At 60.1% G+C, this 25,324-nt stretch carries 22 protein-coding genes; 10 read left to right on the forward strand and 12 right to left on the reverse strand.

The window, feature by feature from the left end; genetic code table 11:
- The first annotated feature begins 114 nt into the window (after positions 1-114).
- Positions 115-738 carry a pyridoxamine 5'-phosphate oxidase family protein gene (locus AC0JZ8_RS21390; protein ID WP_471893501.1) on the forward strand — a complete coding sequence of 208 codons (624 nt, stop codon included), beginning with the start codon at positions 115-117 and terminating at the stop codon, positions 736-738.
- A gap of 81 nt (positions 739-819) precedes the next feature.
- On the opposite strand, the gene AC0JZ8_RS21395 is transcribed toward AC0JZ8_RS21390, so the two are convergent.
- Positions 820-1,086: a hypothetical protein gene (locus AC0JZ8_RS21395; RefSeq protein ID WP_471893502.1), complete on the reverse strand. Its 267-nt coding sequence runs from the start codon at positions 1,084-1,086 to the stop codon at positions 820-822.
- 349 nt (positions 1,087-1,435) lie between these two features.
- On the opposite strand from AC0JZ8_RS21395, the gene AC0JZ8_RS21400 reads away from it, so the two are divergent.
- Positions 1,436-2,086 carry a hypothetical protein gene (locus AC0JZ8_RS21400; protein ID WP_192087379.1) on the forward strand — a complete coding sequence of 217 codons (651 nt, stop codon included), beginning with the start codon at positions 1,436-1,438 and terminating at the stop codon, positions 2,084-2,086.
- 79 nt (positions 2,087-2,165) lie between these two features.
- Here AC0JZ8_RS21400 and AC0JZ8_RS21405 read toward each other — a convergent pair whose 3' ends face one another.
- Positions 2,166-2,759, reverse strand: coding sequence for a hypothetical protein (locus AC0JZ8_RS21405; RefSeq protein WP_471893503.1), 594 nt, complete (start codon positions 2,757-2,759; stop codon positions 2,166-2,168).
- A 152-nt stretch (positions 2,760-2,911) separates the two neighbouring features.
- Complete coding sequence (locus AC0JZ8_RS21410; protein WP_471893504.1) at positions 2,912-4,678, reverse strand: putative bifunctional diguanylate cyclase/phosphodiesterase; 1,767 nt, start codon at positions 4,676-4,678, stop codon at positions 2,912-2,914.
- 753 nt (positions 4,679-5,431) lie between these two features.
- On the opposite strand from AC0JZ8_RS21410, the gene AC0JZ8_RS21415 reads away from it, so the two are divergent.
- Positions 5,432-6,241 carry a transporter substrate-binding domain-containing protein gene (locus tag AC0JZ8_RS21415; protein ID WP_471893505.1) on the forward strand — a complete coding sequence of 270 codons (810 nt, stop codon included), beginning with the start codon at positions 5,432-5,434 and terminating at the stop codon, positions 6,239-6,241.
- Between the two features lie 214 nt (positions 6,242-6,455).
- Here AC0JZ8_RS21415 and AC0JZ8_RS21420 read toward each other — a convergent pair whose 3' ends face one another.
- The 6 genes from AC0JZ8_RS21420 to AC0JZ8_RS21445 form a co-directional block, all read right to left on the reverse strand.
- Entirely contained in the window at positions 6,456-8,387 is a 1,932-nt protein-coding gene (locus AC0JZ8_RS21420; protein ID WP_471893506.1) for a beta-galactosidase, read from the reverse strand.
- Positions 8,387-9,484 carry an ABC transporter ATP-binding protein gene (locus tag AC0JZ8_RS21425; protein ID WP_113111417.1) on the reverse strand — a complete coding sequence of 366 codons (1,098 nt, stop codon included), beginning with the start codon at positions 9,482-9,484 and terminating at the stop codon, positions 8,387-8,389. The genes AC0JZ8_RS21420 and AC0JZ8_RS21425 overlap by 1 nt, the downstream gene beginning before the upstream one ends.
- Positions 9,481-11,583: an alpha-galactosidase gene (locus AC0JZ8_RS21430; protein WP_471893507.1), complete on the reverse strand. Its 2,103-nt coding sequence runs from the start codon at positions 11,581-11,583 to the stop codon at positions 9,481-9,483. Before AC0JZ8_RS21430 ends, AC0JZ8_RS21425 begins: the two co-directional genes overlap by 4 nt.
- Positions 11,580-12,431 carry a carbohydrate ABC transporter permease gene (locus AC0JZ8_RS21435; protein WP_184655817.1) on the reverse strand — a complete coding sequence of 284 codons (852 nt, stop codon included), beginning with the start codon at positions 12,429-12,431 and terminating at the stop codon, positions 11,580-11,582. Before AC0JZ8_RS21435 ends, AC0JZ8_RS21430 begins: the two co-directional genes overlap by 4 nt.
- Positions 12,431-13,339: a carbohydrate ABC transporter permease gene (locus AC0JZ8_RS21440; protein WP_471893508.1), complete on the reverse strand. Its 909-nt coding sequence runs from the start codon at positions 13,337-13,339 to the stop codon at positions 12,431-12,433. Before AC0JZ8_RS21440 ends, AC0JZ8_RS21435 begins: the two co-directional genes overlap by 1 nt.
- 82 nt (positions 13,340-13,421) lie before the next feature.
- On the reverse strand, positions 13,422-14,657 hold the full coding sequence (locus tag AC0JZ8_RS21445; protein WP_471893509.1) for an ABC transporter substrate-binding protein: 1,236 nt from the start codon (positions 14,655-14,657) through the stop codon (positions 13,422-13,424).
- Positions 14,658-14,802: 145 nt separating this feature from the next.
- Between AC0JZ8_RS21445 and AC0JZ8_RS21450 the strand changes: the two genes are divergently transcribed.
- Together AC0JZ8_RS21450 and AC0JZ8_RS21455 are read left to right on the forward strand one after the other, a co-directional pair.
- Positions 14,803-15,726 carry a helix-turn-helix domain-containing protein gene (locus AC0JZ8_RS21450; RefSeq protein ID WP_062459882.1) on the forward strand — a complete coding sequence of 308 codons (924 nt, stop codon included), beginning with the start codon at positions 14,803-14,805 and terminating at the stop codon, positions 15,724-15,726.
- Between the two features lie 197 nt (positions 15,727-15,923).
- Positions 15,924-17,306 carry a GntP family permease gene (locus AC0JZ8_RS21455; protein ID WP_062459880.1) on the forward strand — a complete coding sequence of 461 codons (1,383 nt, stop codon included), beginning with the start codon at positions 15,924-15,926 and terminating at the stop codon, positions 17,304-17,306.
- A 126-nt stretch (positions 17,307-17,432) separates the two neighbouring features.
- Here AC0JZ8_RS21455 and AC0JZ8_RS21460 read toward each other — a convergent pair whose 3' ends face one another.
- Positions 17,433-17,780, reverse strand: a complete 348-nt coding sequence (locus tag AC0JZ8_RS21460; RefSeq protein WP_471893510.1) for a thiol-disulfide oxidoreductase DCC family protein — start codon at positions 17,778-17,780, stop codon at positions 17,433-17,435.
- Positions 17,781-18,064: 284 nt separating this feature from the next.
- Here AC0JZ8_RS21460 and AC0JZ8_RS21465 point away from each other — a divergent pair, with 284 nt between their 5' ends.
- Together AC0JZ8_RS21465 and AC0JZ8_RS21470 are read left to right on the forward strand one after the other, a co-directional pair.
- The gene (locus AC0JZ8_RS21465) at positions 18,065-19,060 is read left to right on the forward strand and encodes an NAD(P)/FAD-dependent oxidoreductase (protein WP_471893511.1); all 996 of its coding nucleotides are present in this window, start codon (positions 18,065-18,067) and stop codon (positions 19,058-19,060) included.
- Positions 19,057-19,485, forward strand: a complete 429-nt coding sequence (locus tag AC0JZ8_RS21470; protein ID WP_082476376.1) for a DUF3429 domain-containing protein — start codon at positions 19,057-19,059, stop codon at positions 19,483-19,485. Before AC0JZ8_RS21465 ends, AC0JZ8_RS21470 begins: the two co-directional genes overlap by 4 nt.
- 134 nt (positions 19,486-19,619) lie before the next feature.
- On the opposite strand, the gene AC0JZ8_RS21475 is transcribed toward AC0JZ8_RS21470, so the two are convergent.
- Together AC0JZ8_RS21475 and AC0JZ8_RS21480 are read right to left on the reverse strand one after the other, a co-directional pair.
- Positions 19,620-21,317, reverse strand: coding sequence for an extracellular solute-binding protein (locus AC0JZ8_RS21475; RefSeq protein ID WP_471893512.1), 1,698 nt, complete (start codon positions 21,315-21,317; stop codon positions 19,620-19,622).
- A 94-nt stretch (positions 21,318-21,411) separates the two neighbouring features.
- Positions 21,412-22,314: an NAD(P)-dependent oxidoreductase gene (locus tag AC0JZ8_RS21480; protein ID WP_062577915.1), complete on the reverse strand. Its 903-nt coding sequence runs from the start codon at positions 22,312-22,314 to the stop codon at positions 21,412-21,414.
- 506 nt (positions 22,315-22,820) lie between these two features.
- On the opposite strand from AC0JZ8_RS21480, the gene AC0JZ8_RS21485 reads away from it, so the two are divergent.
- From AC0JZ8_RS21485 to AC0JZ8_RS21495, 3 genes are all read left to right on the forward strand, one after another.
- Entirely contained in the window at positions 22,821-23,894 is a 1,074-nt protein-coding gene (locus AC0JZ8_RS21485) for a 2,3-butanediol dehydrogenase (protein WP_062459869.1), read from the forward strand.
- 116 nt (positions 23,895-24,010) lie between these two features.
- Positions 24,011-24,295 carry a YciI family protein gene (locus AC0JZ8_RS21490; protein ID WP_062459867.1) on the forward strand — a complete coding sequence of 95 codons (285 nt, stop codon included), beginning with the start codon at positions 24,011-24,013 and terminating at the stop codon, positions 24,293-24,295.
- Positions 24,292-25,305 carry a Gfo/Idh/MocA family protein gene (locus AC0JZ8_RS21495; protein WP_471893513.1) on the forward strand — a complete coding sequence of 338 codons (1,014 nt, stop codon included), beginning with the start codon at positions 24,292-24,294 and terminating at the stop codon, positions 25,303-25,305. The genes AC0JZ8_RS21490 and AC0JZ8_RS21495 overlap by 4 nt, the downstream gene beginning before the upstream one ends.
- Positions 25,306-25,324 lie beyond the last annotated feature (19 nt).

Below are 25,324 nucleotides of genomic sequence, written 5' to 3' on the forward strand. Positions count from 1 at the left end.
TCCACCGGCCGGAAGAATGAGCATTCCAATCTTTGATTTGGTCGAGCTATAGTCCGATCCGCGGCGCCGCACCGTCCGGTCACCATGCGGGCCCGCCTGAATATGGGGGTTCACGTGCCGTATCATTTCCTGGAAGTCGCCGTGACGCCGAGCGTCAGAGCCGCACAGGCGGATATGGGTGCGGATCAAATATGGTTGGGCAACCACGACCGCCCCTCAGATACATTCACGGAAAACGAAATCGCCTTCATCGCCTCGCGCGACAGCTTCTACATGGCATCGGTGTCTGAAACCGGGTGGCCATACGTTCAACACCGTGGAGGGAGAGCTGGTTTTTTGAAGGTCGTCGATCCTCGAACCATGGCATTTGCCGATTATCGAGGTAACCGCCAGTACATCAGTGCAGGAAATTTCGCAGCCAATGACCGGGCCTGCCTGTTCCTGATGGACTACGTCCGACGAGCCCGGCTCAAAATCTACGCACATGTCGACCGGCTAACGCTCGATGCCGATCAGGCTCTTACAGATCTGGTCTCCGATCCCACCTACAAAGGCAGGCCTGAGCGGTTATTCAAGCTTCGGCTCGAGGCTTACGACTGGAACTGCCCACAACACATCATCCCGCGCTACACCGAGCAGCAGGTCGAGGAAGCGGTAGCACCCCTTCGTCAAAGACTGCATCAGCTGGAAGCCGAAAACGCGACACTGCGGGCCCGTCTGGAAGGCAAAGCCTTGTGACCGACGCTCGAACGATCGTCTAAGACTTACGAACGAAATTGCGTGGTCGGTCGCCGGGCAGAGTTGCCTCAGCCGCTGGTCTCAACGTTCGTCGCCGGATGATGGTATAGCAGGCGATCCCAGCTGTACGTGGCTCGCCCGTTCGCTGATGTGACGATCGAGGGACGCGATCATCTCTTGGGGGCTGTCACAGCCAGCGCCATATGCCCTCAACAGATAGGCAACCGCTTCCTCCCCCAACACGCTGGTCGGCTCAATGGTGTTAACGGCGCACCAGTCGAGGTGCGCGTCTCTGATCAAGTTGAGTTGCGTAACGTCAAATACACCCGCCGCCATCGTCGTCTCCATTATCGATCTCTTCGCAGTTACCATGAGACCGTTGCGACGATAACGCATGGACGCGGTTCTTGTTGCCGGCGACGAAGCCTGTTTCTCGTGACAATGCCTCGTCCAGGAGACATTGAGAACCTCTATGACGTATGCCCCGCGCTGAAGGATGGGCATCGCTCGCAGACTTGAACACGGCTGCTCGGCATCACATCTATTGCCGGTAAAGTCCGCTCCATCTTGAAAATCTCATCAAACTGGAACGGTAACGTTTGTTTTCTGCACGCTTCGGTGCAGACTGTCACTTGGAACGATTCCGGTTTTTACTCTTCAGTCGACTCCACGACGGGCTTACTTAACGAGGTACTCGGTGATTGATTTCTTCGGCACAACGCAAGGTTTCATGACGTTGGGAGCGCTGATTGGCGCTGGTAGCTTTGCTCTGGGATCCGCCAGTCGGTCCATCCACAAACTCGGCGTTCTCGTCCGTCCGGGACAGACAAACCGGAACGCGCGCAGCCTTGCAATGCGAACGATGCTGGCGCTCGATGACTACGTCGGGGCCGCCTATGCAGCCGTCCATGACCGGCCTGAGTTCAATCCTATGGACCAGGAGGAGTTCGCGTTCCATCTTCCCGAACCAGTGCTGATTCTTCCTGACGACGCGGACTGGCAACTTTTCGGGGCGGATCTTGGCGAAGAGATATTGTGGTTTTCAAACCGTGTTAGCAACCACGAGAACGCTCTCGAAAGCCTCGATTTGTCGAAACCCGCGCATGACGGCTTTTTCGAGCGCCGCATTGAGGGTTACGCCCGGCTTGCTGCAAGAGCGATGGATCTGATTGCTCGGATCAGCAGCGAGTTCGACCTGACCCTTCCTGAAAAACCGGACTACTATCGTCAGGCCGAAGGGCTGGCCAAGATTCTGCACGGCCTCGATAAGGCGACCGCAAACAAGCTCCAACCCGCCACCGGGAATGCAGCCACGAATGTGACGCCACTGTTCCCAAAGTCAGTGTGATCTGCAGCCTGCATCTGCTGATCGACATTTCCAACGTCAGGCTATGCGATCAGGCTGAGCCTGATACGGGCCTTTTTTGTCAGAACTTGTACCGGACCCCTACGACATTGGCGTTCGAGCCGCCGTGCATGTCGCCTAACGTTCCCCAGGCACCTGAGCGATGGTGGAGCCGCCAGAACACCTCCGTGTTCGGGAGCTTGTCGCTCGAAAGGCTCAGCTCGGGTCCAAGGTAGAACAGGGTGCGGGCGTTGCCGTCCCGTTCCTGCTCGTGATCCCGCTCCCGACCTTTCTGGCTTTTGGTGACATGGCTGAGGCCGAACGTGAAAGATGGCGAGACACGCACAGGGCCGAGCCTGACGCCGTCATGTCGACCTACGACACCGCCCCACACCTCGCCGCTCGTGCTCTCGCCGAACCGACCAGCAAGACCCGCCTCCAGGCCGAAGCTGAACGTCCCAAACTGGTATGGGAACACCTGGTACCCCAGCCCAATCAACGCGTTATCTTCGTAGTCAGAACCGAACACGTTGGCAGCGTCGAGCATATTCTCATCGACCATAGCGCCAGCGAACACCATCACCGACTGATCCAGATCAGGACGGTCTGCTCGCGCATGACCGAGACCCAACTGCAAGACGACGGCCACCAAAGCCATCCTCGGGAAGAAATTCATTCCAGCTTTCCTCCTCAGGAGTTGTTTCGCGCGCCGTAACGTTAGCAAGACAACATACGACCTGATCCGTTGTAGGCAAGACGTCATCGACTGTCGAGAGTTGTGGCAGATCCGAAACGACGGATGGAATTCTGCCACCGTTCGTGTTCCGTTTATAACGAGACGCGTATTTGGCTCGGCCGCACATGGTGGCCGAAGGCCTCGATCGGCATGGGTCGCGAGAAAAGGTAACCTTGCAGCTCGTCGCATCCCGCTGCGATCAGGAACTCCCTCTGCTCCTCGGTTTCGACACCCTCGGCCGTTGTTGCCTTGCCCAATGTTCGGCTCAGACTGGCGATAGCGGAGACGATGGCGGCACCTTCTGCCTTGCAGCCCAGCAATTGGACGAAAGACCTGTCGATCTTTACGCGGTCGATTTTGAGGTCGATCAAATGGCTCAGCGACGAAAAGCCGGTGCCGAAATCGTCGAGCGCAATTCTCACCCCGCGTGACCTGAGTAGGTTCAGGTTCTCGGCCGCGCCTTCGTCGAGGTTGAAAATGGCAGCCTCTGTAACTTCAAGCTCCAAGCGATCCGGCGAAAGCCCGCAATCCCTCAGAATCGACAGAACCATCTGGGCAAAGTTGCGCTGTCCGATTTGTGACGGGGAAACGTTGACGGCAATCGAGAGATGAGCCGGCCAGGACGCGGCAGCGGCGGCGGCCGTGAGCAAGACCCATCGGCCGAGCTGGTTGATCATCCCGGCTTCTTCAGCAATCGGAATAAACTTGTCAGGCGACAGAAGCCCCCTTGTCGGGTGGCGCCATCGGACAAGAGCTTCCGCACCTGTAACATCACCTGACCTGTCTGCCTGATGGACCCCTTGGGCAAAAACTTCCAGATGACCTACCCGGTTGTCGCGGATCACCCCTTGCGTGTCACCCGGACCTTCATCTCTTTCGAGCATGATGCGCAGTTCGTTCCGCAGTTCGGTGCGTTCGTTTGCGCGGGTGTCCAGCGAACTATTGTATTCTGCCGCGCGGCCGCGGCCACTTTCCTTGGCATCGTAGAGTGCGACGTCTGCCCGACGAAGGAGTTCCCGGGCAGTGGTAAACGCGCCCTCAGGGGCCGTGTATCCGATGGAGCCGCCGATAGAGACAACGACAGTACCGTTCACAAGATGAAACGGGTCGCTGATGCGCACCATGATCTCGTTGCACAAACCGATGATGCTTCGGTTGTGGCCGAGAGAGGGGATGAGGAGGGCAAACTCGTCGCCGCCGAAACGCGCAAGCGTGTCACCAGGCCGAAGAAGCGACTTCATCCGCTCTACGGCGATACGCAACAGCTCGTCGCCAGCGAGATGGCCGTAGACGTCGTTGACCTGCTTAAACCGGTCGAGGTCGATCAGCGCGACGACAGTCTCGCGGTCTTGTGTCCCGAGTTCGGTAAGACATTGCTCAAGTCTTGTCGCAAACAAAGCGCGGTTGGGAAGACCGGTCAGCACGTCGTGATGGGAAAGATGCCGCGCATGGGTCTCGCTCGCAGCGAGTTGTTTCAGGCTATAGCGCAGGCGCAGCAGCAGGGCGGAAAACAAGATGGTGACGACAAGTCCGGCGGCAGACAGGAAGGGCAGGAGACGCGCGATAACGCGAGAACCAGGCAGATCCGGTTTCCAGACGATAAATCCGATGGGCTCTGCCGTGCGGGTGGACGCCACCTGGAACGCGACCTCACCCGGTTCGTAATCCGCTGTGCGAGCATAACGTGCCCCCGCGAGACCCTGCTCCCTGCTCAACATATCGAGCGTCGGGCCGTCCAGGAATCGGATGGCGATCAGATAGTATGCCGCCTTCACCTTACCCGGATCATCTTGCACCTGATGAACCACCGGAACGATGCCCGCAATCGAGGGCCTGCCTTCCAGCCGGAGCAACTCCACCTGATTCTTTTGGGGAGCGGGAGCGTGCTGCCCATCGGTTTCCAGGCCTTTTGTTACGGCCGAGATCATTGGCCAAAGGACGGGACGAACCCATTTGAAACGACGCACGCTATCGGGGTCAGGCTGGAGTGCGAGTTCTCCGTCGGGCGAAATCAGAAAAACGGCGCTGTAGCCAAAGACGGATGTGGCGATCCGACCAAACGTCTGGATCGACGCGCTTCTGGATATCTCCGTGCCGCTGTCCGAAGAGCCGGGCGATAAGAATGAAGCATAGCCTTCCGCCAGCAGTTGCATATCCTGTGCAACGCGGTCGACCTGATTTTGCAGCCTGCCGTCAACCAGCTCTCGTTGCCTGTCGCGCGCCGCAGAGTCGCTTTCACTTCCGGCCCAAATGGCTGCGAGAACAACGAGCCCTAATATTGCAAGACCGGTTCCGGTCAGCAGGATCAAAACCGACTGCGACGACGAACGAGCCGACAGTCGCGTCAACAATGAAAACACCCAGTTTGAAGACACGGAATCTCCCCTCGCCCAGGGAAGTGTAGAGGGGATTAATTACGAAATGCTTTTAAAGCATGTCTCAAAATTGAAGCATTCGCGATTGATGACGAAAACACGCAATGCCGGAGACGGCCGGGGTCAAGATGAGCTTCTGGTCGGCTGCTGACAAGCATGCGAGAGAAGCTCTTAATCCTTGTATGTTCTAATATTCCCGATACGGGAATCGAGCCCGGACGACAAGAAGAGAGCCAGATGCCGAAAATGAACCCCAGAGCGCTGATCACACTGTGTATAGCTGCTTCGTTGCTCCTTTTGCCCACACATAACCTTAGAGAGGCAGTCGCTGCCCACCGGGCAGGAGATCAGAAGATCAAGGTTGCGTTTGAGGGAGGCTTTCCTCCCTTCAACTACGTGGACTCCAGCGGTCAACTGCAGGGTTTCGACGTCGACATCGCCAAGGCCCTTTGTGAGACGGCACGGCTTTCCTGCGAACTGGTCGTCCAGGAATGGACCGACATGATCCCCAATCTGCTTTCGAACAAATACGACATGATCGTATCGTCCATGTCGATGAGTGCAGAGAGACGCAAACTCGTGACATTCTCGGACAAATACTACGACAGTCCCTCCGTCTTTATCGCACGCAAGGACTCGGTCTTGACCACCATATCGGACGAAAGCCTCAAGGGCCTGCGCGTCGGCATCGCGGCGGAGACCTCACAGCAGGCATACATCAAGAAGTTTTTCCCAAGCGCCGAGACAACGGTGTTTCGCTCCTCGCCGGAGCTTTACAAGGCGCTGGCAAACGAGGACGTTGACGTCATGCTTGAAGACAAGCTTGCCGTGTACGACTGGCTCACGAACACGAATGAAGGACGTTGCTGCAAGTTCGTTGGCACCGACGTCAAGGACACATCGATCTTCGGCGAAGGTGCGGGCATCGCTTTCCGCAAGGACGATGCTGCGTTGACGGCAAAGATCAATGCGGCCCTGGCGGAGCTTCAGGCTGGCGAAGTCTATGACAGCATCAACGCGAAATATTTCCCCTTCAGCATCCGTTGATGCGGGCCATCTGGCATTCCTGAAGATCGAAACAGGATGTCGGGTCGACACCCTGCCGCGAACCGGCCTAAGCCGGAATCCTGATACAGCTCAGCGACTGTCGTAGTGGAGATCCGCTCGCATCATTTCGGTCAGTTCCGCACCGTTCCATAGGGCCCGTTCAGCTCCCGAGCAACCGTTTGGCAGGCGCGTGTTTGGTTGCTGTCTGGCTCGCTCACGCCCGCCAGACAGCAACCTCATACGGGCGAAGAGTGCGCTCGCCGAGCACGATGCGGATCCCGGTTGGAACCGTCCAGTCCTCCGCACCGTAGTTAAACGCGAAGACGAGCTCGCCGCGTCGCCGCATACGAACATGTTCCGGCAGCTCGAACGTGGGGATGTCCGCAGCGTCCAGAACCAGGCTCATCGTTGCGGCAAGGAGTGACTCATCCGGCCAGCAGGCCAGGTAATGGATCTTCTCCTTGCGGGTGAGGGCCGGCATGCCATCGCCGAAGCGGGCAAGAACATCGCCGGTCGCTTCTATATCTTCGCGCCAGCGGATCGCCTCTCCCGAGACCTGGCCGGTCACCGGGTGGGCAAGGCCCGGCCGCAGCGTGGCGACCTGCAACACGCGGTGGCCGGTGAGATCGGAGAGCGGACCGGGCGGCAGATTGTCGGGAATGGTGAAATTGCGCGTGCGCGATCCGGTCCGGGGGCCGATCAGGACTACACCGTCGAATTGGCGGAGTTCCCTCTCCAGATCCGCGGATATTTCCGTGACGCAGGGCAAAATAACCAGCGCGTAGCCATCCAGCGGCGCGCCGGGGCGCACGAAGTCGATATCGACGCCGAGGCGCCGAAGGCTTTCATACCAGCGGAAGGTCAGTTCTTCGTAACGGAAGTCCTTGCCCTGCGGCTGGATCACCGTCGTCCAGTAGCTCTGGTAATCGAAGACAACAGCAACTTTAGCCGTCTGTGTTTCCGGCAGAGTTCCGAAAGTGGCGAGCTCGCTCGCTACCTGTCCAGCTTCGCGGCCGCCGGGCGAAAGTTCGTCTAGGCCGGGAAGGTTCAGACCCGCGTGCATCTGCTCCTGAGCGAAGGGTGCCTGCCGCCAGCGGAAATAGCTGACGACTTCTGCGCCATGGGCCAGCGCTTCCCAGGTCCAGAGGCGCACCATGCCGGGCTTCGGGATCGGGTTCCAGGGCGCCCAGTTTACCGGGCCGGGTTGCTGTTCCATCACCCAGAACCGGCCACGGCCCACCGCGCGATAGAGATCGTGGTGAAACGGCGCGATATCCGGATGCGACGTCTCGGCCCAGCGATTGCGCTCCGCCTCCGAGAACGGAAACTTTTCGACGAAGCCGATCGGGTAGCTGTCCCAGGAGGCGAGGTCGAGATTGTCAGCCACCTGGAAATGGTCGAAATCGAGAACGAAGCCCATGAAGTTATGGGTGATCCAGCGATCCGGCGAATGCCGGCGGATGATCTCGCACTGCATTGCGTCATAGGCTGCGACCTGCTCCGAGTGAAAACGCCAGAAATCGAGCCGCGTCGCCGGATTGCTTTCGGTCACGGTCAGGTTCGGCAGCGCGACGTCGTCGAAGCTCGCGACTTCCATCGACCAGAACACCGAGCCCCAGGCTTCGTTGAGCTGCTCGGTAGACTGGTAGCGCAACCGCAGCCAGCGGCGGAATGCCTTCAGGTCTTCAGGTCCAAAGGACAGCGTCGTGTCGTGGCAGCCGTATTCGTTGTCAGTCTGCCAGCCGGCAAGGCCCGGATGGTCGCCATACCGTTTCGCGAGCGCCTCGACGATGCGGGCGCTCTCCCGCCACCAGGTTTCCGAGGAGAAGGTGTAGTGACGCCGCGAGCCGAAACCACGCGGACGCCCCTGTTCGTCATAGGGGAGAATCTCGGGATATTCGTCGATCAGCCATTTCGGCGGTGTCGCCGTCGGCGTACCCAGCACGATCTTGAGGCCAGCCTTCGTCAGAACGTCCATCGCCCGGTCGAGCCATGCGAAGTCAAAATTGCCGCGGCTCGGCTGAAGCCGTGACCAGGCGAATTCGCCGATGCGCACGAAGGAAATGCCGAGTTCGCGCATGCGCCGCGCATCGGTTTCCCAGCGGTCTTCGTTCCAGTGTTCCGGATAGTAGCAGACGCCAAGCATTATCGTGTGAGATCTCCATTGACGACGGCATGGCCGTCGGTATCGAACAGATGGCAGGCCCTGGCCGGAATGCCGATGCGGATAGGGTCGCCCGCCCGCTGGCTTGCAAGGCCGTCGGCCTTTACCGAAATTTCTGCACCATCGGCGAGCGAAACGAAGAACAGGGTCTCGGAGCCGAGATGTTCGGCAAGTTTCACGCGGCCGTCCAGAACGACGTCGCCCGCGCCGGTCGCATCCAGATGTTCGGGGCGAATGCCAAGCGTCATCGTTGCGCCTTTCACAGAGGCGCCATGCGTGTCGAGCGAAAGCGACGCGCCGCCGGGAAGGCTTGCGGTGACGCGGCCGTTCTCCCCTGATGTCACGGGAACGGTGAGGAAATTCATCTTCGGCGAACCGATGAAACCGGCGACGAACAGGTTTTTCGGCCGGTGATAGAGCTCGAGCGGCGCACCGACCTGCTCAATGCGACCTGCCGACAGCACGACGATCTTATCGGCCATGGTCATCGCCTCGACCTGATCGTGGGTGACGTAGATCATCGTCGCCTTCAGATCCTGATGCAGGTTCGACAGCTCCGAGCGCATCTGCACGCGCAGCGCCGCATCCAGATTGGAGAGCGGCTCGTCGAATAGAAAGACATCCGGATTGCGGACGATCGCGCGGCCGATCGCGACGCGCTGGCGCTGGCCGCCCGACAATTGCCCCGGCTTGCGCTGCAGCAGCGGCTCCAGTTGCAGCATCTTGGCCGCATAGGCCGTCCGCTCCGCGACTAGTGCTTTCGGATGGCCCGTCATCTTCAGGCCAAAACCGATATTCTCCGCAACAGTCATGTGCGGATAGAGCGCATAGGACTGGAAGACCATGGCGACGCCGCGCTCCGACGGGCCGACATCGGTCATCTCCTGGCCGCCGATCGACAGCGTGCCCTCGGAAATCCTCTCAAGGCCGGCGATCATCCGCAACAGCGTGGACTTGCCGCAGCCGGACGGGCCGACGAAAACGCAGAACTCGCCATCGGCAATATCGAGATCGACACCCTTGATGACATTGACGGCGCCAAAGCTTTTCTTGACGGCGCGCAGGCTGACGTCGCTCATCGCGTCTGTCTCCCATTGTGAGGTGTTAGTTCGAGAAGCAGGGCACTTTCGGGCCGAAGCATCGGCAAGGGCAGGCCTGCAAGCCCGGAATTTGCCAGATCGAAAGCGATCTCGCCGGAAAGCAGTCGCTTCTGACCGTCCGATATGCGGATGAAATCAGGCTCTGTGGGAAGAACAGTTTCGATGCGCCAGGTTCCCCCGAAGCGTATGATCTGTTCAGGCAACCGCAGGGTTGCGGGTTGTTCGCCCACCATCTGCGGTCCCTGCGCAACGATGACGACGATCTTTTCAGCGCTTGCGGCACCCCAGACATAACGGCCATCGATTGGCTCAAGCCGGAAGTTGGCGCCGGGCGCATGCAGAAGCGGGCGAAGCCGCTTGTGGGTTTCGATATAGAGCGCCAGCTCGCCGCGCTCTTTGACTGAGAGTTCCAGCGGGTTGAGTTCGACGCCGAAATGGTAGGCCATCGCCACCAGCGCCCGGAAGCTCAGGGAATGGCGACGGTTGGTCTGGTGGTTGGGGTCTGCGGAAATGTGACTGCCGAGAATTTCCGGCGGCACGAAAAGCGAGGCGCCGCGCTGGATTTCCAGCCGCTCCAGCGCATCGGTGCAGTCCGATGTCCAGACGCGATGGGTGCGGGCGAGAGCGCCATAATCGATCCGGCCACCGCCCGACGCGCAGCTTTCGATCTCGACATCGGGGTGAGCGGCGCGAACGCGATCCATCAGGGCGTAGACGGCGCGTGTCTGGGCGGCGGTCTTTGCCTTGCCGTCGCGACCGCCGCTATGGGTCAGGTCGCGGTTCATGTCCCATTTGACATAAGAAACCGCGTGGCCGCCAAGCACCGCATCAATCTTCGAAAACAGATAGTCGGAGACGTCCCGCCGGGTAAGATCGAGCACAAGCTGGTTGCGGGACGCGAGCAGAGGCCGCCCTTCGACCTGCAGCGCCCAGTCCGGGTGGGCGGTAAACAGATCGGACAAGGGATTGACCATTTCCGGTTCGAACCAGATGCCGAACTGCATGCCAAGGCTTGTCACGTGATCGACGAGCTGTTTCAGTCCGTCCGGATATTTGCGCGGGTCGATATCCCAGTCGCCAAGGCTCGTCGTGTCGTCGTCGCGTTTGCCGAACCATCCGTCGTCCAGAACGAAACGCTCGATGCCGAGTGCTTCAGCCGCAGAAGCCTGCGCCTGAAGCGAGTCGAGCTGGTGGTCGAAATAGTTGCCTTCCCAGGTGTTGAGCGTCACCGGCCTTGGGCTCATGGAACCGCCCGGCCACTGGACAAGCTCGGTGCGGACGAAGGCATGAAATGCCTCGCTGTGCGGCCCGGCATAGGCGACCGGGCTCTGGTAACTCTCGCCGGGCGCGAGAATGATCTCGCCGGGCTCGAAAAGTTCGCCAAGATGGACGAGGCGCTGGCCGTCATCGGTACGGTCGATGGCGATCTGGTGATTGCCGCTCCAGCCGAGCGTGACGCCGAAACGCTGGTCACCGGTCTCGACGAACAGCATTGGAAGACGGTCGTGCGAGGTGCGGCCGCGGCGGTTTTCCTGCATCCATAGGCCATTGCCGAGCGTCTCGCGACGCGTCTGGAATTCACGGCCCCACGAGCCGGTAAAACTGGTGATGGTTGTCTCACCTGAGGGCGCGAGGAAGCTCGCGGCCATGCAGCGATCGAGTTGGTAGTCGCTATCGCCCGCATTGGAGAGCCGGGTTGCGATCGAGAGCACGCCGGACGCATGGTCCGTAAGCGTGATGGAGATCCCGATCCGTGCGACCGGGTCGTTCGCCGAAAGCACGGTCTGTGCTCCGTCCCGTGCTGCCGACCAGCCGCTGAACGCGAGAATGAAATCGCGGCCGGCGCGGTGGCCTGCAATCGCCGGCCAGCCGAAAAAGCCCATTCCGCCAGATGGCAGCAGGACGGCGGAGGGGACGGCGACGTCCATGCCGTTGATTCGGCTCGATCGTTCGATCTCAAACAGCGGATCGGCGGCAACCGGCGGGCGGCCGAAGGCCAGGATTTCGGGCATCCCCGTTTCGGGCAGGCGGAGGCTCAGCGCGAAATCGCCGGATTCGACAGTTACGATGTCACTCATCCCTTAGTGGCTCCAAGTGTCAGGCCGGCAATGAAATGCCGTTGCATCAGGAAAAACATGGCGACCGGCGGCAGAGCCGCGATGATCGATCCGGCGGACACCAGATGCCAGGCGGCAACCCATTGGCCGTTCAGCGAATAGAGGCCGGCGGTGACAGGCATGGCGTGCTGGCCCTGCACGAGGACTGTTGCCCAGAAGTAGTCGTTCCAGACGAAAGTGAAGATCAGGACGGACAGCGCCGCAATCGCCGGCCGCATCAGCGGCAGCACGATATGGCGGAAGATCTTCCATTCGGACACGCCTTCGACGCGCGCGGATTCGATCAGGGCAAAGGGCAGGCCCTTGATGAAGTTGCGCATGAAGAGCGTGCAGAAACCGGTCTGGAAGGCCGCATGGAAAAGCACCAGTCCCGTCACGGTGTCGTAGAGACCGAGTTTCAGCGTCAGGTCGCGAACCGGAACCATCAGGATCTGGAAGGGAATGAAATTGCCCGCGACGAACATGAAGAACAGGACGAGATTGCCCTTGAAGCGATAGACCGCCAGCGCAAAGCCGGTCAGGCATGAAATACCGACCGCGCCGATGACCGTCGGGATCGTCACCTTGAACGAATTCAGGATGTAGAGACCGATCGGAGAATCCTGGAAGACGGCCGTGTAGTTCTCGACACCGGCGAAACCGGAGGGCATGCCGAAGTAGTTGCCGGCTGCCAGATCGCCCGCCGGCCGCACCGAGGTGATGGCGACGCCGATCAGCGGCAGCAGCCAGAGGACGAGCGACACAGGCAAGAGCACCTTGTAGCTGGTCCGCATCCAAGGCGATGCGTTCTGAATGGGGGAGGGGAACATCAGGCGTTCCTTTCCTGGACAAGCATCCGCACGATGAAGAGCGAGATGAACACCATCATGATCAGGAACAGTACGACTGCGATCGCGGCGCCATAGCCCATGCGGAAACCGTATTCCGACAATGCCTGTTCGAACATGAAATAGGAGAGAACCTGGCTTGATCCGTAGGGACCACCGGCGGTCATGATCGAGACAAGGTCGAAGGAGCGCAGCGAGCCGATGACCGTGACGACCATGGCGATGAATGTGGCCGGCGCAAGCTGCGGCAGGACAACGTACCAGAGAAGTTTGAACCGCTTGGCGCCATCCATCCGCGCGGCCTCGACCTGTTCCGGATTGATGTTGTTGAGACCTGTCAGGTAGAGGATCATGCAATAGGCCGTCTGCGGCCACAGGCCGGCGATGATGATGCCGTAGGTGACGTAGCGCTCATCCGCCAGAACCGCCAGCTGCTCTCCCGTCAGCCACTCCAGCAGTTTCGAAAACGGCCCGAAATCCGGCGCGTAGAACCAGGTAAAGATCAGGCCGACCACGACCTGGCTTATGACGAACGGGAAAAAGAACAGCGACTTGTAGAGCCGGATCCCGGTGACCGACTGGTTGAGGAAAAGTGCTACGGCAAGGCCTGCAGGGATCGCCAGAAGATAGAGCAGAAGCCAGATGACGTTGTTCTTCAGGGAAACGTAGAAGGAATCGTCATCCAGAAGTTCGCGGTAATTGCCAAGCCCGATCCAGACCTTTTCGCCAAGCCCGTCCCAGTCATGAAAGCTGATCCAGATCGACTGGAAGATCGGCAAAAGAACATAGACGATGAACATGAAAAGGCCGGGGGCGAGAAACAGCCATGGCGTGAGCCATTCCCTGTTGTTCTTCGAGCGGCGCGACTGCGGCGTTGCGGAATAGCTCACGACGATACCCCTGCAGATTGTAAGAGTTGCGCCCGGACGCAGGACCTCTCGGTCGCTGCGCCCGGTCTCCTGGGAGGAAGCGCTACTTGTAGACGCGGGTGCGGACCTTCTCGAGCCGTGCCAGGATGGCGTCGATCTTGTCCGGCTTGACCATGAATTCCTGGAAGCCTTCCATGCCGGCCTTTGCCATTTCGGCATTGGCATCGCGGTCGTAGAACTGCGCGAGGCCCTGGGCGCCCGATAGCATCGTGAAGCCGGCCTCGAGGAAGACGTCCTTCGGCTTTTCGGCCTGATTGTTGACGGGCAGCTGGCCAAGCGTGGCGTTCATCGTCGACTGTGCCTGGGCCGAGCCGACGTAAGCGAGAAATTTTTTGGCGTCTTCCTTGTTCTTCGCCTTGGCCGGAATGTGGAACGTATCCGTCGGCGCTTCTTCAGCCCTCGGCAGGCCGGGGGTGATTTCAGGGAAGGGAAGGAAGCCGATCTGCTCCTCCTTCAAACCGCCGTCCTTCATGGTGGCGACGGCGAAATTGCCCATCAGATACATGGCGGCCTTGCCCTGGACGAGCTGCGGGACTGCGTCCTGCCAGTCGATCGCCGCATGGTTATCGATGAAGTAGCCGGGCTTGACGAGCTCGGCCCATTTCTCGAACACGGCCTTTACCTTGGGATCGGTGTAAGGAACCTTGCCGGCCGTCAGATCCATGTGGAACTGGTAGCCGTTGACGCGAAGATTGAGATAGTCGAACCAGCCGCCGGTCGGCCAGAGTGCCTTGGTGCCGATCGTGAAGGGCGTGATCCCTGCAGCCTTGAGCTTGGCGCTCGCGGCGATCAGCTCGGCCCAGTTCTTTGGCGGGGTGATCCCCTTTTCGGCGAAGATGTCCTTACGGTAGTAGATGCCCCACTGGTAATAGGTATAGGGCATGCCCCACTTCTTGCCGTCGATCGTCATTGACGGTACGGCAGCCTTCATCTGCTGATCGTAGCCATTGGCCGCCCAGACATCGCTCACATCGGCAAACAGTCCCGCCTTGACGAAGGGCTCCATGCGATTGCCGGCATACCAGGCGACGACATCAGGCGCGTCGGCGGTCAGGAAGTTGCGGATCGCGGCCTTGTAGCCTTCGTGGTCAAAGTTGTTCCACTTGACCTTGATGTCGGGGTTGGCCTTCTCGAAGGCCGCAATCAGATCGCCCATCGCCTTTTTCGGGACGGGATCCGAATGGTCTGAATTGACTGTGATTTCGCCCGCGAAAACCGATGGCGCAATTAGAAAAGTCGACAATACGAGGCCAAGCAGCCTCTTTCTTAGAACGGTCATGTGTTCCTCCCTTGTGACCATCGGTAACCGGATGAAGTCCTAGATTTCAGCCTTACCGATCGAGCTCCTCCAGCCCGTCTTGATGTTCCGCCACAAACCCGTAGAGTTCCACTGTATTTCAGGGAATGTTTTCCGGGATCCTAAGATGGATAAGGCCGCATCAACCATTTTAAAGGACGGATCGGTTCCGGCACATCCCGATCTCGATCCGCGGCACCCGCTTGTCGTGTTCGGCGACCATCGGTTCTGCGCGGGCGAAACTCTTGTCGTGCAGCGGATGGCTGGCCCGCATATGCACAGTCAGATCGAACTGAATTTTCTTACCCAGGGCCAGATGACCTACTGGTTCGACGGGCGGGAACTGACGATCGGCGCGGGTCGTCTCTGCCTTTTCTGGGGCATGGTACCGCATCAGGTGACGGAGATCGAAAAAGGTACGCGGTTTGTCTGTCTCTATGTTCCCATGTCCGTTTTTCTTGGTCTTGCCACTCTCAGCCGGTTCCGGGATGCCGTCTTCCGTGGTGCGGTCATCGAAGCGACCGTTATCAGGCCTTTCGATGAGGACGTCTTTCTCAGATGGCGCGAGGAACTCTTGCAGGGTGACGAGGGACTGGCAGAGATCGTCCGAACCGAGCTCACGGCCCGGGTTTTGAGGATCGAACGGGAAGGTTGGCGGGATCTGCGCGAACACGCCCCTGCCATTGCCGGCCTCTCATCCAGTGACAGCGGGCGCGCCGGTCATGTGGAGCAGATGTTGCGCTTCATTGCCGAACACGCCCTCGGCGATATTTCCGTCGATCACGTGGCGCGGGATGTGGGACTTCATCCAAATTATGCCATGAGCCTGTTCAAGCGGGCGGTCGGCCAGACGATGAACCAGGCGATTGCCCGCCACCGGCTGGACACGGCTCGCTCGCTTTTGATCTCGACAGACATGTCGATCACGAATGTCGCCTTCGAATCCGGCTTCGGCTCGGTCTCGCGCTTCTACGAAGCTTTCACCGACCGCTTCGCCGACCGGCCATCCGCGTTTCGCCGCAGGATGCAGGCAAATGCGCGACGCGACTGACACTGCGTGATGACCAGCCGTTCTGGTTGAACGTCCGATTTCAAGTTGAATAGAGCCTTCGCAGGCAATTCCTGCAAGCCGCGCTGAGCAGCGGCCCTAACGTGGTCGTGCACGTCGATTGAGGTTGAGTTTGCATTCTGGGCGATACCTCCGTACATCGCGCAGACACAACCGCTAAGCCCTGTAGGAGTATAATTTTGCCGGAGTTCGAACAGACCCTGGGAGCGGGTACGCTCATATCCATTGCGGCTGGCGCCGTTGCGCTGCTGCTGGTTCTTATCATCCAGTTTCGCATCCACGCTTTTGTCTCGCTCATTCTCGTCAGTTTCCTGACCGCGCTCGTGACGGGAATTCCGGCGGGGAATATCCTTACCACCCTCACGTCCGCGTTTGGCTCGACCCTCGGGGGCGTTGCTCTGCTTGTCGGCCTTGGCGCCATGCTGGGTCGCTTGCTGGAAGTATCGGGTGGTGCGCAGGCTCTTGCGGATGACCTCGTCCGCCGATTTGGCGAAAAACGTGCACCGCTGGCGTTGGGCATCGCGTCGCTGTTCTTCGGCTTCCCGATCTTCTTCGATGCAGGCCTCGTCGTCATGCTTCCGGTGATGTTCACGGTAGGGCGTCGCCTTGGCGGAAGCCTTCTTCTCTACGGCATCCCGGTCGCGACCGCCTTCTCGTGCATGCACGTTTTCGTGCCGCCGCATCCCGGGCCCGTCGCCGCAGCCGAACTGCTGGGCGCTGACGTCGGACTCCTGATCATCGTCGGTCTGTTGGTCGCCATCCCGACCTGGGTCGTTGCGGGCCATTTTTTCGGAAGCTGGATCGGCAAACGCATCTACCTGCCGGTGCCCGACAACGTCACTGATGAGCAATCCTCCGACGACGAGAGAATCTCCCTGCCGAGCCCTGGCCTCGTCGTTGCACTTCTTCTTTTGCCGCTCGTTCTCATCTTCATGAATACCGGCCTCGATTTCGCGCGCGCACAGGAATGGGTCAGCAAGGATGCCAGCTGGTTCCAGCTTGCCCGCACCGTAGGCTCTACTCCAATCGCACTTCTGATTTCGGTTCTCGTCGCCGGCTACGTTCTTGGGCCAATGCGCGGTCGCGATCCGATCAAGGTGGAGCGCATCGTTGACTCTGCTCTTGGACCTGTCTGCTCTGTTATCCTGATCACCGGCGCGGGCGGCATGTTTGGCGGCGTTCTGCGTGCTTCGGGGATCGGCAATGCTTTGTCGGATGTGCTTGCCGATATCGGTATGCCCATACTGGTGGCAGGCTTCCTGATCTCGACCGCGCTGCGCGTTGCACAGGGCTCCGCGACGGTTGCACTCATCACGGCTGCTGGCTTGGTGCAGCCTGCGGTGCAGGCTGCCGGTTATCAGGGTATTCAGCTGTCAGCGATCGTCATCGCGGTCGCATCCGGTTCTGTCATGCTGTCGCATGTCAATGATTCCGGCTTTTGGCTGGTCGGTCGCTTCTTCAACATGGACATCAAGACCACGTTCAAGACCTGGACCGCGATGCAGACGTTGGTGGGCCTCGTTGGCTTTGCGCTTTCCGGGATCATCTTCTGGCTGGCCTAACAACCCGGTTTCATAGCCAGGCACGCTCTTGATGAAGGCGTGCCTGGCTTCCCCCGCGCTAATCGGCAAATTTCGGGACGGTCGGCAGCGAGCCGCGTTCAAACAGCGCCGTGACCACGGTATCTCTCACCGGAAAAACTTCTGCAGAGACGGCCTCAGTCGCAGGAACCCCCGATAGGCCATCTCGAAGAATGGCGTGACGGGAGGCCAGCCTGCGATGAGACCGAGCGGGCGCAAAAGGGGTATCGCACGCCACATGGCGGCAAAGGCTGCCGCCCCCGACAAAAGCTTGCCTCCTTCTTCGGCATGAAACCGCGACAGGATCTCCACACGATCGACAGGACACGATGCCATGGGATCGCAGGCGTCGATGAAGCGGATTGCATTGCGGCGGTCCAGCCTCCGGATGATCGCGATCTCGCGCCGGCAAAGCGGGCAGCCGCTGTCAAACCAGACGGTGACTTGCTCCATCATGACGTGTGCTTCGTAGTGTTGATGAGCATGGCTAATACCTCGAGTGCGAAGAATGCCAAACCATCCCATCTGCACAGATGTTCCGCAAGCATAGGTTACATCACAGCCTACCTGCTGGATCGGTGCCCTCTATCCCCGATATAGGGCACCTTGCGCCCACGAGCGCCCACGTATTCAACCAAGGCCGCATCCAAGATGGAAACCAGAGACGCAGCCTGATCGGCTTGCGGCGGCGGAACCTATGGGGCATTGATGGCCTCAGCCACCGCCGGAGATCGACAGACATGGCAAGACGAATACGACTGGGCATTGTCGGTGCAGGGATCGCCGGCCTGACTCTGGCCAGAGCCATGGCCGACTGTGCCGATGTCAGGATTTTCGAGAAAAGCAGAGGCGTCGGCGGACGGATGGCGACACGGCGAACCGATGCCGTGACTTTTGATCATGGAGCGCAGTATTTCACCATCAGGGACGGACGTTTCCGTGCAGCGCTGGAGACGGCGCAGGCCGACGGAGTGGTTCAGCCCTGGACCGGTGCGCTTGCAACGCTGCCCGACGGCAATCTCGCGGCTTTGTCGGGGGGCGACACCACGCGTTATGTCGGGAGCCCTTCGATGAACGCGCTTGCGAAAGCGATGGCGGCAGGCCTTGATATCCAGACCGACGCGCCTGTGGAGGCGATCAGCGGCACGGCGGGTAAGTGGTTCTTGAAAATCGGCGATCGCCGCGAGGGCCCGTTCGACTGGCTGGTTTTAGCGGCGCCAGCCCCGCAGTCGGCATTGCTTCTTCCTGACGAGTTTACGCATCACGGGGCGCTGGCAAAAACCCGGATGAATGCCTGCTTCACGCTGATGATCCGCCAGACCGAGGATGCAAAGCTTCCCTTTGCTGCCGCCCGTGTCGATGATTCGGTCATCGGCTGGATCTCCCGCAACAATTCCAAGCCGGAACGGCCTGACGAGCCCTGTCTAGTGGTGAACGCGACGGCCAAGTGGTCGGACGATCATTTGGAGGAGCCACTGGAAGACGTTCGTCGGACGATGCTGGAGGCGCTCCAGCGCTATATTCCGATCTCCCCAAGTGAGGCTGAGGCTGCAACCATCCATCGTTGGCGCTATGCCAATGTCGATCAGCCGGCCGGACAGGCTTTCCTTCTCGATGATGTGTCCCAATTGGCGGCTTGCGGAGACTGGTGCATCGCAGGGCGGGTCGAGGCAGCGTTCCTCAGCGCCGCGGCCCTTGGCGATGCGCTCAAACAGATCGTAAAGGTAGCGCCATGACAATGACCCCGCGGACCATCTCCACGCTTCTGACCTATTGCGGGGCCCTGCCGTTCTGGCTGCTGGCAATTGCCCCCTCGACCGTTCTCGGTTTTGAAACGGCACCCGCATTCCTGTCCTACGGGGCAGTCATCGCATCCTTTATGGCCGGAGCCCTCTGGGGAAGCGCTCAAACCGGCAGGGGCGACCTGGTGATCATTGTCGCCAGTAACGTGCTGGCTCTCATTGCCTTTGCGACACTGGTTGCCAGTCCTTTGCCGATAGCCCTGCTGGTACAGGTGTTGCTGTTTGCGCTTCTGCTGATCGCCGACCACAGGACCCTTTCTACGGATCCTTCACGGCAGTGGTATTGGAAACTGCGGATCCGGATCACTGCGCTTGTCGCGCTTGCCTATGGCTTCATGCTTTTCCGCTACGCCTTTTGAACGGGTGGCAGAAACTGCGCTCTCAAGCGTCATCAACTCGATAGGTTGGCGAAGCCGCAGGTATCTCGATGGCACACTGCCGGTGGCCGTCTCAAGACGGCTTCCGTCCTTTTCTAGCTCGCAGGCCCGGTGCGTCATTTCCCTGAGGTTTTAAGCTCCCGGTTGATCCGATCGGCCGCATCCGCCAATGCTGTCCTGTCTGACTTTGCCCCCGACATTGCGTCATGCACTTCCTCGCCAAGGATCCTTTCGATCGCTGAATATTGCGGAATATTGGGGCGCTGCCAGGTGTGCAGCAGGTTCTTCTTCGCGAGCTGATCGACAAAACGCACGATCGGCGAACTCGCCGCAGCTTCCGGGTCCGCACTCACCGAGAAGCGCGGGGCGATCGGAAAGCCGTTCTTGACATGGGCCTTCATGGCCTCGCGCGACGCCATCCAGGCGATTGCGTCTGCGGCGAGTTCCACCCGGGCTTCGGGCAGATTGGACGGAATGCAGAAAAGGAAACCGCCGATCGGCGAGGCGCGGGTGCCGCCAGGCCCGGAGGGCTGTGGCAGGTACTCGACCCGCCGCTTGACCACGGACTGGACGTCGTACTCGAACCTTGCCGCGCGCATCGTCCAGAAATAGCCGAGACTGGCCTTTCCCTTCATGAACACGTCAAGCGTCTTGTCCCACGCCATGTTGAGAATTCCGGGCGGCGAGATCTCGATTAGGCGGCGCATGAAGTCCAGCGCGGATAGGGCGGCATCCGACTGGATGGTACAGTGCAGTTCTTCGAGGTTCACACCCTCCAGCGTAAAGCCCGCCCGGGACTTGCGCAGTGAAATGGTCGGCTGGCCGCAAGCGCCGAGAAAGAACATGAAGCTCGACGCTATCGGCATGCCGCGGGCACCGTCCCAGACTGCGCCATACATGCCGTGCTGCGGGGCGTGGAAATGCCGGCCTGCGGCAAGCACGTCCTCGAACTTTCGCGGGAAATCCAGCCCGGCATCGGCAAACAGGTCCCGCCGGGCGGCGAGGATCTCAATCGTGCAGTAGCCCGGAACGCCATAGTCCTGGCCATCCCAACGGGCCGTCGACCAGATGGAAGGATGGAAGTCGAGCGGGTTAATACCGGTTTTCTGAATCAGGGCATCAAAGGGGCGGATGATGTCCTTTTCGGCAAACTCGCCAAGCCAGGGCATGTTGATGGCGAGAACATCGTAGTCGGAGACCGGTTTGTTCCGATTGTCCAGGATGCGGCGATAGAGATCCGGCAGGGGCAGAAGATCGAAGTTCTTCTTCGATGCGAGGTTGTTGCGGAAGTCGGCCCACATGTTGCGCATGGACGAAAAGTAGTTGTCGTGGTTGAGGAGGAAGCGCAGTTCGATATGCGACTCGACCCGCTTCTGCACCAGTCGCATGGGCGGGATGATCTGCGAGCCCAACGGGGTCCCGCCAAAGTAATAGTCTTCCTCCTGCTCGCCGCCGCGCAGGCCGAGCGTCTGGGCAAGCAGGGACTTCGTCTTTCCGGCATAAGCCTGGAAGGACTGCAGGAGCTTTTCGCTCGGTTGCAGGGAAAAGGTCTTGGCGCCGGGCCCTTTGGGGACTTTCAAAATGTAGCCGCTGTCCACCATGCGATTGATCAGCCGCATGGAGGTTGCGTAGGGCAGACCGGATTCCTGGCCGAGCGTTGAGATGGCGACAGTCTGGCTGTGGATATGGGCCTTGATCAGAAAGACCACGATTTTCCAGCCGGGGTCTTCGTCGAATCCGCCGATCACGTCGCCGAAGGGCCGCCGGGTCTTGTCCAGGAACTCAATCACCCGCAGCATTTCGTAGTCGTTCACGTCGGCCCCCCGTCCGTCGCGTCACTAGACGATGTTCGTAGCCATTGCAGCGCCTCTTGGCTAGGCGCTCCAGGTGCTGACGCGAATGTGGTGATTATTTTTCCGCCGGCGGCAGCAGACCCGCGCGGCGTTCGGACTGCTCGAACAGCACAAAGAAGTCCTTTTCAGCCAGCCCTTCCGTAAAGGCGGTCTCGTATTGCTGACGGATCATCGATGCCATGTACATCGGGATATGGTCTGCCCGGGCCGCGTCGAGGATCAGGTCGAAGTCCTTCATCATCTGCGACACCGAAAAAGCCGGATCGAAATTGCGCTGGACCAGAAGGTCACGCTTATAGGCGATCAAAGGCGACGCGACTGCACTTTCGCAAATGACATTGAGCATGGTCTCAACCGAGAGGTTTCCCTTGAGGCCGAGCGTCAGCGCTTCGCCCAGCAGAGCCGATGTGGCGCCCACCAGGGCGTTGAGGACGAGCTTCAGATAGCGGGCCTCCTCCGCCTGGCCGACATAGAAGCGACGCGAGGCAAAGCAACCGAAGATAGGATCGAGGCGTTTGTAGGCGTCTTCCGGACCTGACGCCATAACCGAAAGGGTTCCCGCAGACGCGGTCGCCGTGCTGCCCGAGACCGGTGCGCGCAGGTAATGGACGCCGCATGCGCTCATGGCTTCATTCACTTCGGCGGAGATCGCGGGCGACACAGTGCTCATTTCCACCAGCGTCTGGCCTGATGTCATGACGCTCGCAAGGCCGCCCTTGCCGAAGATGAGGTCCCGCAAAACGGCGTCGTTGGGAATAGTCAGGATCACGACGTCGGATTTTGCGGCCAGATCCTCAAGCGTGTGGGCGACATTGGCGCCTTCCGCAACGATCGTCGCCCGATTTTCGGGCAAGGGTTCATAGACGTGAAGCCGGTAACCGGCTTCCAGCACCCGGCGGCTCATTGGAGCGCCCATCTTGCCTATGCCAGCCCAGCCGACTGAAATTTCTTCGTTCATTGCGTCCTCCCGTCCCAATCGACAACAGGCTGTGACGGACCACCGATCTGGCCATCGCCTGGGGATCCATACGCCCAGCGCGCGCATCGATCAGCGCGGACCAGACATTTCCTCCCTCCAAAACACTAGGGCGACAGCCTACCGAATGCTCTCTGCAAAATATCCATTCTGGACAAAAGGGGGGCTGTGACAGGTTCCGTTATCTACTAGCCTGAAGTCGGACCGTTCAGCGTTCCGTGGGAGGAACTTAGCTGACAGCAAGGATCATGGTGTGCGCGCTGTCGAGCGTCGTTCCCCTGTGCCGTGTGTTTCGCAGGATATGTCGAGGATCGGAGGAGGATCCGCCATGCAAGACGATCATTTCAGAAATTTGGATATTCGCCGCTAGCAAACCTCGGCAATGCGTTGGTGAGGCCACTGCCGCCATGTCGCCTCGTGACATCGGAGATTGGCGGGGCGCGGCTGGCAGCGCAGGCAGATGCAGTTATTTCGGGAAGGACAGTCAGATGAAAGCCGTTCGCTACTACACACAGAAAGACATCCGGGTGGAGGATGTCCCGGCGCCTTCGGGTCCGCTCGGGGACGACATGGTGCTGATCGAGCCGCTGGTCTGTGGCATTTGCGGGACCGACCTGCATGAATACATTGCCGGACCGATCGTCACGCCGAGCACGCCTCATGTCTATTCGGGCGCAACACTGCCACAGATTCTCGGCCACGAATTCTCGGCGCGCGTCCTCGAAGTCGGGCGCAACGTCACGCATGTTTCGCCCGGAACCCGCGTGTCGGTGCAGCCGCTCATCTCCCCACGCGACGACTACTACGGGCGCCGCGGTCAGTATCATCTCAGCGAGAAAATGGCCTGCGTCGGCCTGTCCTGGGACTGGGGCGGCATGGGAGAGCGCGCTGTCGTCAACAGCTACAACGTCTTTCCGGTCCCTGACAGCGTCAGCGACGTTCAGGCGGCGATGATCGAACCGGCGGCGGTCGCGCTCTATGGCGTCGATCGCGGCGGTGTCGAGGCCGGAAGCACGGTCCTCGTGTCCGGTGTCGGGCCGATCGGAGCGCTGGTCCTTCTGGCGACCCGCGCAGCCGGTGCGACGACGATCTTCGTTTCCGAACTCAATCCAAACCGCCGCGCGCTGGCTCAGAAGCTGGTCCCGGAGGCGATCGTCTTCGACCCGCGCGAAACGGATACGGAAAGCCTTTTCCGGCAGCATACCGAAGACGGCGTCGGCGTCGATGTGGCGCTCGAATGCGTCGGCGCGGAAGCCTCTCTCAATCTCTGCGTCAAGGCCGTCAAGCGCCGAGGCACGGTCGTCCAGGTCGGCCTGCATGTCAAACCTGCCTCGATCGACGCCATGCTCTGGGCCTTGAAGGATATCACAGTGGAGGCGACGTGGTGCTATCCGGTGACGATCTGGCCACGCATCGCCCAGATGATCGGCGCCGGCATCTTTCCGGTTGAGCAGATTGTGACCGCGCAGATCTCGCCGGAGGATGTGGTCGAGAAGGGTTTCGAGGCTCTGCTCGATCCCAATGCGTCACACATGAAGATTTTGGTCAACATGCAGGGCTGACACCCTGCGCTTGCCGCGGACCGTGACAAGCGCGGCCGCCACGCAGATCCGTCCGACCAAAGGTGATTTGCGGGCGGTCTGCAGCACTTGAAACAGCCTGATCCAAGAGGGTTATCATGCATTACATCGTTCATTGCCTCGATCATCCCGGCGCCGTTGACAAGCGCCTCGCCCATTACGATGCCCATAAGGCCTATCTGGCATCTGCCAAGACAAAGACCGTAATCTCCGGTCCTCTTCTTGCCGACGATAACGAGACGATGATCGGCTCGCTGTTCCTGCTCGAGGCCGACACGAAGGACGAGGTGGTGGCCTTCAATCAGGCAGACCCGTTCAATGCTGCCGGCGTCTGGGCGTCGGTAAACATCCATCCCTTTGCCAAGCGGGTGGACAACCGATGAGCGGCTACGAGGGAAAACCCGTCCAGGCGGCCATTGTCGGCCTTGGCTGGTGGGGCAAGAAAATGGCGACGCTGGTCAATGCCGGAGGTGCTGAAATGCACTTCGTGCATGGCGTCGACCCCAACCCGGCAGAGCAGGGCTTTGCCGCGGAACGGGGCATGCGTTTCTCCTCCGAACTCGGCGAGGCGCTTGCCGATCCCGAGGTCGAGGCCGTGATTTTGGCAACGCCACATTCGCTGCACCAGAGCCAGATCGCGCAGGCGGTTGCCGCCGGCAAGCATGTCTTTTGCGAAAAGCCGCTTGCGATGACCAGGAAGGACGCCGAAGCCTCTGTCGCGCTGTGCGAGAAGGCCGGTCTGGTGCTTGGCATGGGCCACGAGCGCCGCTTTGAACCGCCGATTGCCGAGATCCTTGATGCCGCGGCCACGGGCCGCCTTGGCCGCCTGCTGCAGATCGAAGCCAATTTCAGCCATGACAAGTTCCTGGGGCTCGATCCGTCCAACTGGCGGCTCAATGCCGAACAGGCGCCGGCGGGCGGCATGACCGCCACCGGCATCCATCTGACGGACCTCTCCGTCAAGCTGATGGGGCCGGCGAAGGATGTCCGCGTCATCTGCGAAAACCTCGCGTCGGAAATCCCGCAGGGCGACACCATGAGTGCGCATATCCGCTTCAAGTCCGGCGGGTCGGCCTATGTGTCCGCCACACTTGCAACGCCGTTCATCTCGCGCTTTGCGGTGTTCGGCACGCTCGGCTGGATCGAGGTGCGGGACAAAGCGCATGTGGAATCGCCGGATGGGTGGATCGTCACCGAGGGCTGGAAGGACCAGCCGATCACGACCCGCGAAGTGTCACCGGCCGAGCCGGTCCGGGACAACCTGCGGGCTTTTGCGCGCGCTGTCCGCGGCAGAGAGACCTATCCGATCAGCGGCGAAGAAATGATCGACAATATTGCGCTGCTCGAAGCGATCATTCGGTCGGCCCGCTCGGGCGCAGTCGAGCAACTTTGAGATTGGCTTTGGGAGGAGC

The sequence above is a fragment of the Velazquezella soli genome (assembly GCF_977018685.1).

Bases quoted from the DNA above. Each gene is read 5' to 3' on its own strand.
- AC0JZ8_RS21395 (WP_471893502.1), bottom strand. From the start codon at position 1,086: ATGGAGACGACGATGGCGGCGGGTGTATTTGACGTTACGCAACTCAAC.
- AC0JZ8_RS21405 (WP_471893503.1), bottom strand. From the start codon at position 2,759: ATGAATTTCTTCCCGAGGATGGCTTTGGTGGCCGTCGTCTTGCAGTTG.
- AC0JZ8_RS21415 (WP_471893505.1), top strand. From the start codon at position 5,432: ATGCCGAAAATGAACCCCAGAGCGCTGATCACACTGTGTATAGCTGCT.
- AC0JZ8_RS21420 (WP_471893506.1), bottom strand. From the start codon at position 8,387: ATGCTTGGCGTCTGCTACTATCCGGAACACTGGAACGAAGACCGCTGG.
- AC0JZ8_RS21425 (WP_113111417.1), bottom strand. From the start codon at position 9,484: ATGAGCGACGTCAGCCTGCGCGCCGTCAAGAAAAGCTTTGGCGCCGTC.
- AC0JZ8_RS21430 (WP_471893507.1), bottom strand. From the start codon at position 11,583: ATGAGTGACATCGTAACTGTCGAATCCGGCGATTTCGCGCTGAGCCTC.
- AC0JZ8_RS21435 (WP_184655817.1), bottom strand. From the start codon at position 12,431: ATGTTCCCCTCCCCCATTCAGAACGCATCGCCTTGGATGCGGACCAGC.
- AC0JZ8_RS21445 (WP_471893509.1), bottom strand. From the start codon at position 14,657: ATGACCGTTCTAAGAAAGAGGCTGCTTGGCCTCGTATTGTCGACTTTT.
- AC0JZ8_RS21450 (WP_062459882.1), top strand. From the start codon at position 14,803: ATGGATAAGGCCGCATCAACCATTTTAAAGGACGGATCGGTTCCGGCA.
- AC0JZ8_RS21460 (WP_471893510.1), bottom strand. From the start codon at position 17,780: ATGATGGAGCAAGTCACCGTCTGGTTTGACAGCGGCTGCCCGCTTTGC.
- AC0JZ8_RS21465 (WP_471893511.1), top strand. From the start codon at position 18,065: ATGGCAAGACGAATACGACTGGGCATTGTCGGTGCAGGGATCGCCGGC.
- AC0JZ8_RS21470 (WP_082476376.1), top strand. From the start codon at position 19,057: ATGACAATGACCCCGCGGACCATCTCCACGCTTCTGACCTATTGCGGG.
- AC0JZ8_RS21480 (WP_062577915.1), bottom strand. From the start codon at position 22,314: ATGAACGAAGAAATTTCAGTCGGCTGGGCTGGCATAGGCAAGATGGGC.
- AC0JZ8_RS21485 (WP_062459869.1), top strand. From the start codon at position 22,821: ATGAAAGCCGTTCGCTACTACACACAGAAAGACATCCGGGTGGAGGAT.
- AC0JZ8_RS21490 (WP_062459867.1), top strand. From the start codon at position 24,011: ATGCATTACATCGTTCATTGCCTCGATCATCCCGGCGCCGTTGACAAG.
- AC0JZ8_RS21495 (WP_471893513.1), top strand. From the start codon at position 24,292: ATGAGCGGCTACGAGGGAAAACCCGTCCAGGCGGCCATTGTCGGCCTT.